Source organism: Pseudarthrobacter sp. CCNWLW207, assembly GCF_037203945.1.
Classification (GTDB): Bacteria; Actinomycetota; Actinomycetes; order Actinomycetales; family Micrococcaceae; genus Arthrobacter.
Genome location: NZ_JBBCBS010000009.1, coordinates 171667 through 182534, shown reverse-complemented (window position 1 = coordinate 182534; position 10868 = coordinate 171667). Strand labels below are relative to the sequence as shown.

At 63.8% G+C, this 10868-nt stretch carries 9 protein-coding genes and 1 tRNA gene; 6 read left to right on the top strand and 4 right to left on the bottom strand.

Annotated elements, in window-relative coordinates:
• Window positions 1-381: 381 nt before the first annotated feature.
• Together V9L17_RS16475 and V9L17_RS16470 are read left to right on the top strand one after the other, a co-directional pair.
• Window positions 382-1035 (top strand): DUF6318 family protein, encoded by a 654-nt coding sequence (locus V9L17_RS16475; RefSeq protein ID WP_337345834.1) that lies wholly within the window; start codon window positions 382-384, stop codon window positions 1033-1035.
• A gap of 134 nt (window positions 1036-1169) precedes the next feature.
• Entirely contained in the window at window positions 1170-1964 is a 795-nt protein-coding gene (locus V9L17_RS16470) for a hypothetical protein (protein ID WP_337352185.1), read from the top strand.
• Window positions 1965-2079: 115 nt separating this feature from the next.
• On the opposite strand, the gene V9L17_RS16465 is transcribed toward V9L17_RS16470, so the two are convergent.
• From V9L17_RS16465 to V9L17_RS16450, 4 genes are all read right to left on the bottom strand, one after another.
• Window positions 2080-2152 (bottom strand) — tRNA-Arg (locus V9L17_RS16465).
• 79 nt (window positions 2153-2231) lie between these two features.
• Window positions 2232-3785, bottom strand: a complete 1554-nt coding sequence (locus V9L17_RS16460; RefSeq protein WP_337352184.1) for a ferredoxin--NADP reductase — start codon at window positions 3783-3785, stop codon at window positions 2232-2234.
• The gene (locus V9L17_RS16455; RefSeq protein WP_337352183.1) at window positions 3782-4654 is read right to left on the bottom strand and encodes an FAD:protein FMN transferase; all 873 of its coding nucleotides are present in this window, start codon (window positions 4652-4654) and stop codon (window positions 3782-3784) included. Before V9L17_RS16455 ends, V9L17_RS16460 begins: the two co-directional genes overlap by 4 nt.
• Window positions 4655-4657: 3 nt before the next feature.
• Entirely contained in the window at window positions 4658-5146 is a 489-nt protein-coding gene (locus tag V9L17_RS16450) for an FMN-binding protein (protein WP_337352182.1), read from the bottom strand.
• A 186-nt stretch (window positions 5147-5332) separates the two neighbouring features.
• Between V9L17_RS16450 and argS the strand changes: the two genes are divergently transcribed.
• Genes argS through thrC form a run of 4 tightly spaced genes read left to right on the top strand, consistent with a single transcriptional unit; the run spans window position 5333 to window position 10867 of the window.
• Window positions 5333-6982 carry an arginine--tRNA ligase gene (gene argS / locus V9L17_RS16445; RefSeq protein ID WP_337345839.1) on the top strand — a complete coding sequence of 550 codons (1650 nt, stop codon included), beginning with the start codon at window positions 5333-5335 and terminating at the stop codon, window positions 6980-6982.
• A 5-nt stretch (window positions 6983-6987) separates the two neighbouring features.
• Window positions 6988-8451 (top strand): diaminopimelate decarboxylase, encoded by a 1464-nt coding sequence (gene lysA / locus V9L17_RS16440; protein WP_337352181.1) that lies wholly within the window; start codon window positions 6988-6990, stop codon window positions 8449-8451.
• On the top strand, window positions 8444-9760 hold the full coding sequence (locus V9L17_RS16435; RefSeq protein ID WP_337352180.1) for a homoserine dehydrogenase: 1317 nt from the start codon (window positions 8444-8446) through the stop codon (window positions 9758-9760). The genes lysA and V9L17_RS16435 overlap by 8 nt, the downstream gene beginning before the upstream one ends.
• Window positions 9761-10867: a threonine synthase gene (gene thrC, locus V9L17_RS16430; protein ID WP_337345842.1), complete on the top strand. Its 1107-nt coding sequence runs from the start codon at window positions 9761-9763 to the stop codon at window positions 10865-10867. It begins immediately after the preceding gene.
• The last annotated feature ends 1 nt before the right edge of the window (window position 10868 follow it).

Genomic DNA, 10868 nt, shown 5'->3' with positions numbered 1-10868 from the left:
AGCATCGACAAACCACCCGGCTGGACCTCACCCACCGGACGCCACTACCAAAGCGAACACCAAGACTGGGAACCACCTATGTTGCCGGCGCAGGTTTTAGCGGCGAGCTGGAACGAGACACCGCCCTAGTTCGCCGGGGTGTGGCGACCACCCAGCCTTGTCACCATGCGCCCGGGGCGCATTGCTCGTTGGTGTGGCTTTCCTGCTGTTCTCTGTGCACGCCACTGGGCAGTCGCATATGTGACTTTCATGCGGATCGGAGGGCGATGGAGCCGACGAGGGGGCCTGTGGATAACTCTGAGCGCTGAACTGTCGCCTGGGCTAACCTTAAGGAATTGTTCGGAGCGAGGCATTGAAACACTATTGGGGGAATAGCTGCCCATGACATCGCACAACCTTTTTACGTCCCGGCGCGTGCGCCTGACCCCACTCGTAGTTGTTGCGGCGGCCGCTGTGGCGCTCTCGGGCTGCAACTCGGGCAGCGGTCCCAACAGCACTGGCACGTCACCTTCCGTGTCTGCCACAGAGTCGGTGACCCCGAGCGCCACGCCGACTCCCACCGCAGCCTACAAACCAGCTGACGCAACGGGCCCCGCACAGAACGTGCCCGTGCCCGTGTTGCCTGAGGTCGCTAAGACCGAGACGAAGGAAGGGCTGGAGGCATTCGTCACACACTGGTTCGCGCAACTAAGTTTTGCCTATCAAACCGGCGATATTTCGGGTGTCGAAGCGATAACCTCACCTGGTTGCGAGTTCTGCTCAAATATCACGTCCTCGTTGAAGACCAATTATCAAGGGGGGCGGTGGCTTGCGGGCGGCAAAATAATAGTGCCTTCAACGATGACAGTTTCTGAACCAGCCGCCGACGAGCTCTACCAAGTCATAGTGCAGGTTCAGCAAGCCACGATCACCTATCACGATCCGGGGGGTTCTGAATTCAGGGCTGCCACTGAGCCTTCTGACACCGCGAACGTTCTGCTGGTCAGCTTCAAGGACGCTGCCTGGCACGTTGATGGTTTGCACCCCCTGCGCTAATGACGCTGAAGAGGCCTTGGAGAATCCTCTGCGCTGGGATTTTGGCATTCACTCTAGGAGTTGCATGTCCGTCCCCATCCTTTGCCGACAGCGGAGCTGATTCAGGATTCGGCAATTCGGGAGTCGGGGTTACAGTGTGGGTCGTCGATCCTGTCACCGGAAAAGTCAATCCCGCCGAACCGGGAACCATTTCGAGCGATCCAAACCAGTACAAGTACGAACTCCAATGCCACCTCGGCGGGGGCGATTTCAATTCCGTCTGCCTGCGGGACCAGGTCGAGTGCAAAAGTGGGCCTGAGGGCAAGGCAGGCATTCCCGTCGTCTGGTTAAAGGCACCTCGCGGACTGGCCAACCCGGTATGGACGCACCACTCCGGCCCGACGTGCCTCTACGACGCGAAGCCCGAGGACCTGCTGCCACGCATTGCCGCGGACATTCAGCGCCAGTTCGAGAACTTGCCGGTCAAGGCGGGGTCAGTCGTGGCCCAGCCGAGCCCGCACACCCTCCGGGGCGCCGAGACGAACTTCTATGCCGACGCCATCGAGCAGCAGTTCGACGTCACCATGTTCGGGCAGCAGGTCCACGTCGTAGCCACACCGGTCCAGTACACGTGGAATTACGGCGACGGTACGGTGTTAGGCCCACAGCCATCGATGGGTGGACCACTTCCGCAGGAGCGCTGGGGCGAGAAAACACGGACCAGTCACGCCTACACGGCCACTGGAGACTTCCAAGTAGTCCTCACCACCTCATTCCGAGGGACGTACTCCGTCAACAACGGGCCACCATTGCCCATCCCCGGACAAGGCCAGTTCAGCGCCGCGCCCCAAACCATCAGCGTATGGCGGTCCATCACCCGCAACTACGCCGACGACTGCAACCAGAATCCCCAAGGCCAAGGCTGCCCCGGAGTGCCGTCAGTGCCCTAACCCCGCATCATGGGCCTCAATTCGTGAAGGCCGGGCAATCACGGGTGCAAGATGTCGTGCCCTGGGCGGAAACAGAAAACCCCCGCCGCTTTTCCAAGCGGCGGGGGTTTCATTGTGCCCTCGATAGGATTCGAACCTACGACCTTCTGCTCCGGAGGCAGACGCTCTATCCCCTGAGCTACGAGGGCAATTCAGGGTTCCTGCTGTTGCCAGCGGGACGTCCTAGAGCTTAGCAGGAAGGTGGCCTGCAAGGAAAAACGCCACGCCTCAGTAGCCGGAAAACGAGTCCACATGCACTCGGCGTGCCCCGGCCTCCCTGGCCGCGCGGCGGAGTGAAGCCACGCTGGCAGGAGATCCTGAGATGTAGACGCTGCGTCCGGCAATATCGGGCACAAGGGCCTGCAATGAAGCCCCATCCAGCCGGCCCCCAGCTCCGGTATTGGTTCCTGCTTCGGTGATGAACGACGGCGGGGCGGAACCGTCCGCGAGTCGGGCAACGATCCGCGCCCCCGAAGTACGAAGCTCATCGGCGTAGGCAATCTCTTCGGCATTTCTTGCCAGCAGCAGCAACACCACGTCCCGGTCCTTGGCTGCGCCGGAGGCCAGGTGTGCCAGATAGGGAGTGATGCCGATCCCGGCAGCTATCAGCAGCAGCGGCCTGGCCGGATCCCGCGGCAGCACGAAGTCGCCTCCCACCGACGTGGCGGTCACTTGGTCGCCCGGCTTCAGCCCCAGCAGGACTTTCTTGGCGGCTGACAAGGGGTCAGCTGTCCGGACCCCGAACTTCACCTCATCCGAACCGGGCGCGCTGGTCAGGCTGAACACCCGGCGTCGGCCCTTCCCGTCCGACTTGGCGTGCGGAAGATCAAGTTCCATGTACTGGCCCGGTACAAAGCGCACAGGCCGGGACGGCTCGAACGCAAATTCTGTGGTGCTCGGCGTCAAGGGCCTGGAACCGGTGAAGCGCAGCTTCAGCCCGCCCCGCTGTCCCACCAGGAAGGCCAGCAAGTTGCCGAGCAGCAGTGCCAGCTCCGGTGAGTTGGCAATAAAGCCCAAGTTGTACGGCACCGCAAACACCACGCCCACCACCGCGCCCAGCGCCAGCTGTTGCCAACGGCGCGGCGGCAGCGTCAGCGGCTCGGTCAGCATAAAGCCCACGAAAAACAGGAGCGGGCGTTGGGCGAAGGCCTGCCAGAGGGCGCTGCCGAAAGAGAGTCCGGCTTGCAGCAGTTCCGTCGTGATAATCGCAGTCGCGACCACGAGGAACACAGTTGCCATCAGAAATTTGCGGGTTCGGTAGAGCACCAGAAGGATTCCAGGGACCAGCAGCCACAGCATTGCAGGGGTCGCCGCCCACCACGTTGCAATGTTCAAACCTGTCAGCCCCGTGACGAACGCGCCGGCTGCTGCCGGGTTGAAGATGTGCCGGCCACGCCAGGCAAGCGCGTACTTTGACGCGGAGGCAAGGACGCACGCCAGTGCCACGCCTGCCATATCCATGGGCGCGAAGGTCGGCCAGAACAGGAAGTAGAGAAGCAAACCAGTGATGAGCGACGACTCAGAATGCGGCCGCACACGGAACAGTGCGGCAAGCCCCCGGTTGGAGACATAGGTCAAACCAAGGCAGAGCACCAGGTGGACCAGCATCTGCGGGATGCCGAACGTGAGCCAGCCGAGGGCGTTCAGGAGGAGGCTATACGCGGCGAGGGCGGACAGCACCAGGAGGATGAGCCGGTACATCGTGTACTTGCCCAACAGGGTGTCCAGCCGGCCTGCCGGGGAAACGGCTGCCCCTGTCTTGGGGGCGTCAACGGGGCTCATGTGAACAGTGTCCCTTCAAATCCTGCCGAATAGGCGGCGCTACCATCAGAAAATACCGTCAGCCACGAAAAGTCGAAGGACTCTTCCAACACGGCGCCGGGTGCGAAGAATAGCGCCGTTGCCAGCGCGTCAGCCACCATGGTGCTTTCCGCCATGGTCCAGGTGGCCACGGCAGTAGTGACCGGACGTCCGGTGGTGCCGTCCAGCACGTGATGCAGGCCGTCGCCCCACGCCCGGCGGTTCGACGCCGATGCACACAACGCCCCGCCCGCCAGCGACACTTTTCCGATGGCCTTGGATGGGTCATAGGGATGCTCCAATGCCACCATGACGGCATCGGGGCCGCTGTGAAGCAGGTCCCCGCTGGCATCAATCAGGAAGTCCTGCTCGGCGTGTGAGCGCAGTTCCGCCGCCAAGAGATCCACCAACTGTCCCTTGCCGGCCGCTCCAATGTCCAGGACAAGGGGCACGCTGGTGGTGAGTACGTCGCCATCCCAGTCCACTGCATCCTCCCAACGGAGGGCGGGAACCGGCGAACCCGCGGGACGAAGGGAATATGAGGAGTCGTACCCCAACCGCTCAAGGCTGCCGCCGATCAAAGGAGTCATGGCGCCGGCCGTGATGTCGTATAGCTCGCGGTACAGGCGGCCAAGAGCCGCGGCTTCGTCCGAAAACCGATACCGCCCGGGCAGCCGGGCCATGGCACCCACCGTTGAATCGGGTCGGAACCGGGACCAGTCGCCGTCGTACCGCTCCACCACGGCCAGCAGCCGCGCGCGGAGGGAGCCGTCAAGCGGCCGGGGCGTGGAGATTTCCCAACGGGTACCGATCCCGTCGAAACTGAACCCGTCCCAGTCCGGCTGCGGCACGTCCTACTTTGCCTCTGCCTTGATCTTTTCGAGTGCCTGGTTGAAGCCGCCGCTGGTGAGCGAGGACCCTGCCACCTTGGAAACGTTCAGTTCGTCGATGCTCTTTCCCACGATTTGCGCTGCGATCCCGCTGGCAAATTCGCCCTGGAATTTCCGCGTGTTCGGGTTCGAGGGATGCTGGGTGATGTTCACAGCCGTGACATTGCCCGAAGCAAGGGTCAGTTCAACACCAACAGTTTCGGTACCGTTCGGGGAAACATAGGTGCCGTCCGCGCTGTACGTACCGTCCTGGTAGACGGAACCACTGCTGGCGAGCGACGACGAAGTGCCGGAAGGGGAGGTGGTGGATGGCGCGGCCGACGTTGCAGGCGAACTGTTGCCGGTGGTAGCCGGCGTGTCCTGTGTAGCGGACGGCGCGCAGCCGGCCACCGTTCCTGCGAGGGAAAGGCCGGCGATACCGGCGAAAACACTCTTGCGGACTGACGGTCTCATGAATGGGTCTCGTTTCGTGGGCTGGGTGCTTACGGTGTTCTCAACGTCGGATTCACCGTAATGGTTCACCCTGTGATTCAGCCGTGCAACTGCTGTGAGGAAAATCGCTGTTGCCTGGTCGAGTTAGTGCCAGTCACGCGCAACGCTCAAATTCGTCCATGTGGCGGCCCCCGGTAGGCTAGAGGGGTGACTCCCGAAGAACTCTCCCTCGCCATATCCACCTGCCTGAAAGACGCCGTCGCCGCTGGCGAAATCGCGCTTTCCGCATCAGCTGTCCCTGATGAGGTGCGCGTGGAGCGACCGAAGAACCGGGACCACGGTGACTGGGCTACCAACATTGCGCTCCAGCTCGCCAAGCAGGCAGGCACAAACCCGCGTGAATTCGCTACGATCCTTAGCGCCCGGCTGAAGTCCATCAACGGTGTCTCCGCCGTGGACATCGCCGGACCCGGCTTCCTGAACATCACGGTGGATGCCGCCGCGGCAGGTGCCTTGGCGAAGGCCATTGTGGAAGCCGGACGGGAATACGGCACCAACACCGCGCTCGCCGGCCACGTGGTTAACATGGAATTCGTCTCCGCGAACCCCACCGGACCCCTCCACATAGGCCACACGCGCTGGGCCGCCTTGGGCGATGCGATCGCCCGCGTCCTGCGTGCCTCCGGAGCCGAGGTCACCGCTGAGTACTACATCAACGACGCCGGCTCGCAGATGAACGTCTTCGCCAACTCCGTTTACTCCCGGCTTCATGGACGCCCCGTGCCCGACGGCGGCTACCCCGGCCAGTACATCGCGGACCTCGGCCACGAGGTACTCAGCGAGCACCCGGACATCCGCGAGCTGACGGAGGTCGCCGCTATCCCGGTGATCCGAGCGGCGGCCTACAAGGCCCAGATGAAGGACATCAAGTCCACCCTCGCGGACTTCGGCGTGGCATTTGACGTCTACTTCTCCGAACAGGAACTGCACGACGCCGGCGCCATCGAAAGTGCCGTTGCCCGCCTTCGCGAGCAGGGTCACGTGTTCGACGACGGCGGTGCCGTTTGGCTGCGCACCACCGACTTCGGTGACGACAAGGACCGTGTGATGATCCGGGCAAACGGCGAGCCCACCTACTTTGCCGCCGATGCCGCCTATTACCTGTCGAAGAAGGACCGCGGCTTTACCGAGAAAATCTACCTCCTCGGAGCAGACCACCACGGTTACATCAACCGCCTGAAGGCCATTGCGGCCTGCGCAGGCGATGACCCCGAGGTGAACATCGAGGTGCTGATCGGCCAGCTGGTCTCCGTCAACGGTGCCAAGTTGTCCAAGCGTGCCGGCAACATCATCGAGCTCAAAGACCTCATCGACTGGCTGGGCAAGGACGCCGTGCGCTACTCCCTGGCCCGTTTCCCTGCGGACTCGCCACTCACCCTGGATCCGGACCTGCTCAAGAAGCACAGCAACGAAAACCCCGTCTTCTATGTCCAGTACGCCCACGCGCGTACCCGCGGCGCCGCTCGCAACGCCGTGGCCGCTGGGGTGGACCGGAGCGCCTTCGAGGCTTCCCTGCTGGACCACGCCACGGAAAATGAGTTGCTTTCGTACCTGGGCAGCTACCCCTCCATCGTGGCCAAAGCTGCGGAACTGCGTGAGCCGCACCGCGTGGCCCGCCACCTGGAAGTGATTGCCGGCGCTTACCACCGCTGGTACGACGCCTGCCGAATCGCCCCCATGGGCGACGAGCCGGTAACCGACGTCAACCGCACCCGGCTGTGGCTTAACGACGCCACCAGCCAAGTACTGGCCAACGGCCTTGACCTCCTTGGCGTTTCCGCGCCGGAACGGATGTGATCCCCATGACAGTGCAGACCGGAAATGCAGCGTCCCCGCTGGCTCCCGACTGGCTGTCGGTGCCGGCGGATCTGAACGCCCTGCACGAACCCATGTGGGCAGGCAGCGTGCAGCGGAACAACGACGGCGTCCTCACGGTGGCGGGCATCGACGTCGCCGCCCTGAAGCAACAGTTTGGGACGCCGCTTTTTGTAATGGACGAGGCCGACTTCCGTGCCCGGGCGCGGGCCTTCAAGGACTCCTTCGACGCAGCCTTCCATGACATCTGCGGGGGAGTGGACGTCTACTACGCCGGCAAGTCCTTCCTGTGCACGTCCGTCGTGAAGTGGGTCGAGGAAGAGGGCCTGCGCCTGGACACGGCCTCGGGCGGTGAACTGGCGGTGGCCGCGCGAGCGGGCATTCCCGGTGAGCGCGTGGCCCTGCACGGCAACAACAAATCCGACGCCGAAATCCACCGCGCGCTGGACATGGGCCTTGGACGCATCGTGGTGGACAGCCTCGACGAACTGGTCCGCGTCGGTGCCATCGCGCACGGGCGCGGTGAACAGGCAAAGGTCATGCTCCGGCTGACCCCCGGCGTCTACGCCCACACGCATGAATTCATTGCCACAGCCCACGAGGACCAGAAGTTCGGCCTGTCCATGGCCGCGGACTCCACCGACAGGGAAGGACTCTCCGCGGCCGAGGAAGCGGTAGCAGCTGCTGCCGCACACCCCGGCATCGAACTGCTCGGGCTCCATTGCCACATCGGCTCGCAGATCTTCGAGCCCGATGGTTTTGCGCTGGCCGCCGAGAAGCTGTTGCGGTTCCTGGCAGCCGTGCAGGAAAAGTACTCGATCGAGTTGCCGGAACTGGACCTTGGCGGCGGCTACGGCATCGCGTACACACCCGTTGACACCCCCCGCCCCGCAGCCGACATCGCGACGGCGATGGCCGCCGTCGTACGTTCCACCTGTGCCGAGCTGGGCATCACGTCACCCAGGATCTCCATCGAGCCGGGTCGCGCCATCGTGGGCAGTACCACCTTCACGCTGTACGAGGTGGGCACACTGAAGACCGTCCGTGTTGACGCGGAAGGGCAGGAGAACGTTACGTATCCCCGCCGCTATGTGTCAGTGGACGGAGGCATGAGTGACAACGCCCGCCCGGTGCTGTACGACGCGGATTATTCGGCAATTCTTGCCTCCCGCACGTCGGCGGCGTCACCGCAGCTGTCCCGCGTAGTGGGCAAACATTGCGAGAGCGGCGACATAGTTGTTAGAGATGTATATCTGCCCGAGGACGTGGCAGCCGGTGATCTGCTTGCTGTACCGGGTACCGGCGCCTACTGCTGGGCCCTGTCAAGCAACTACAACTATCTGGCCCGGCCGGGCGTTGTCGCGGTGCGCGATGGATCTGCCCGGCTGATTGTCCGCGGGGAAACCGAAGAAGATTTGCTTAACCGCGACATGGGAGTGCCGAATGACTGAATTGCGAACCCTGAAAGTGGCCCTGCTGGGCTGTGGCAACGTTGGGGCCCAGGTTGCGCGGATTCTCATTGAGGACGCCGACGCCCTTGCTGCCCGCACCGGTGCGCACCTGCAGCTCAGCGGCATCGCCGTACGCAACGTCAATTCCAAGCGCGACGTTGAGCTGCCGCAGGAACTGTTCACCACCGACGCCGAGACCCTGGTCAAGGACGCCGACCTCGTCATCGAGCTCATGGGCGGCATCGAACCTGCCCGCACCCTGATCCTCTCGGCGCTGAGCAACGGCGCCTGTGTGGTGACCGGCAACAAAGCACTGCTCGCCCAGGACGGACCCACCCTCTACGAGGCAGCTGACAAGGCCGGCGTGCAGCTGTCCTACGAAGCTGCCGTCGCTGGCGCCATCCCCATCCTGCGCCCCATCCGCGACAGCCTTTCCGGCGACCGGATCACCCGGGTGCTGGGCATCGTCAACGGCACCACTAACTTCATCCTGGACCAGATGGATTCCACCGGTGCCCAGTTCGCCGATGCCCTCGCCGAAGCCCAGCGCCTCGGTTACGCGGAAGCGGACCCCACGGCCGACGTCGAAGGCCATGACGCCGCCGCCAAGGCAGCCATCCTGGCCACGCTGTCCTTCCACACCCGGTTCGCGCTGGAGAACGTCCACTGCGAAGGCATCACCTCTGTCAGCGCGTCCGACATCGCCGCGGCGAAGGATGCGGGATTTGTTATCAAGCTGCTGGCCATTGCCGAAAAACTCACCGATTCCGACGGCGGCGAAGGGGTTTCGGTGCGGGTTCACCCGACGCTGCTCCCGCGCGAGCACCCGCTGGCCGCCGTCCGCGGTGCGTTCAACGCCGTGTTTATCGAAGCGGAAAACGCCGGCGAGCTGATGTTCTACGGCCAGGGCGCCGGCGGCACCCCCACTGCCTCCGCCGTGCTGGGTGACCTCGTATCGGCCGCCCGCCGCTTGGTGCTGGGCGGGCCCCAGCGCACCGAAACCACTACCGGCCACGTCCCGGCGCTGCCTATCGAAGCGGCAACCACCAGCTACTACATCGGCCTCGACGTCGCCGACCAGCCCGGCGTCCTGGCCCGCATCGCCCAGCTCTTCGCCGAGCATGGCGTGTCCATCGAAATCATGCGGCAGACCATCCACAAGGACGCCGAGTCCAACGTGGAATCGGCCGAATTGCGGATTGTCACCCACCGCGCATCCGAGGCTGCCCTCGCAGCCACCGTCGAGGCCGTGAAGGGCCTGGACGTCATCAATTCAGTTACATCCGTTCTGCGGGTAGAAGGAGTCTAAGTGGCTCACCAATGGCGCGGCGTTATCCGCGAATACGCTGACCGTCTGCCCGTGACGGAATCCACCAGGGTCATCACCCTGGGTGAGGGCGGGACCCCGCTGGTCCACGCGCAGAAACTCTCCGAACTGACCGGTTCCACCGTGTACCTGAAGGTCGAGGGAATGAACCCCACCGGTTCGTTCAAGGACCGCGGAATGACCATGGCCATGACCGCCGCCGTTGAATCCGGCGCCAAGGCCGTTGTCTGCGCGTCCACCGGCAACACCTCGGCTTCCGCCGCAGCCTACGCAACCGCCGCAGGCCTGAAGTGTGCCGTGCTGGTTCCCGAGGGCAAGATCTCCATGGGCAAGCTCAGCCAGGCCATCGCACACGGAGCCACGCTGCTCCAGGTTGACGGCAACTTCGACAACTGCCTGGACATTGCACGGAAGCTGGGGGAGTCCTACCCGGTCTTCCTGGTCAACTCTGTCAACCCTGCCCGGATCCAAGGCCAGAAGACCGGCGCATTCGAGGTAGTGGACTCCCTGGGCGACGCTCCGGACATCCACGTCCTGCCCGTCGGCAACGCCGGCAACATCACGGCATACTGGAAGGGCTACAAGGAGTACTCCGCGCCGTTCGAGTCCGCAACAGCCGGTACCCTTCCTGCCGTCTCCACTAAGACCCCGCAGATGTGGGGCTTCCAGGCCGCTGGCGCCGCGCCGTTCGTAGCGGGCCACCCGATCACCGAGCCGGACACCATCGCCACCGCCATCCGGATCGGCAACCCTGCCTCCTGGGACGGCGCCATCGCCGCCCGCGACGAGTCCGGCGGATTCATCGATGCCGTCACGGACGAAGAAATCCTCGACGCCCACCGCTGGCTGTCGGCCCGCGAAGGTGTCTTCGTGGAGCCCGGCTCAGCAGCCGGTGTTGCCGGGCTCTTGAAGAAGCACGCCGCGGGGGAAGTTCCGTCCGGCAAGACGATTGTCATCACCGTCACGGGCCACGGGCTCAAGGACCCCCAGTGGGCACTGCGCACCGAAGACGGCAGCGACGTGCAGCCGGTCAAGGTCTCCAACGATGTTGTGACCGTTGCAGCCGAACTGGGACTGGAAGACAAGTAGC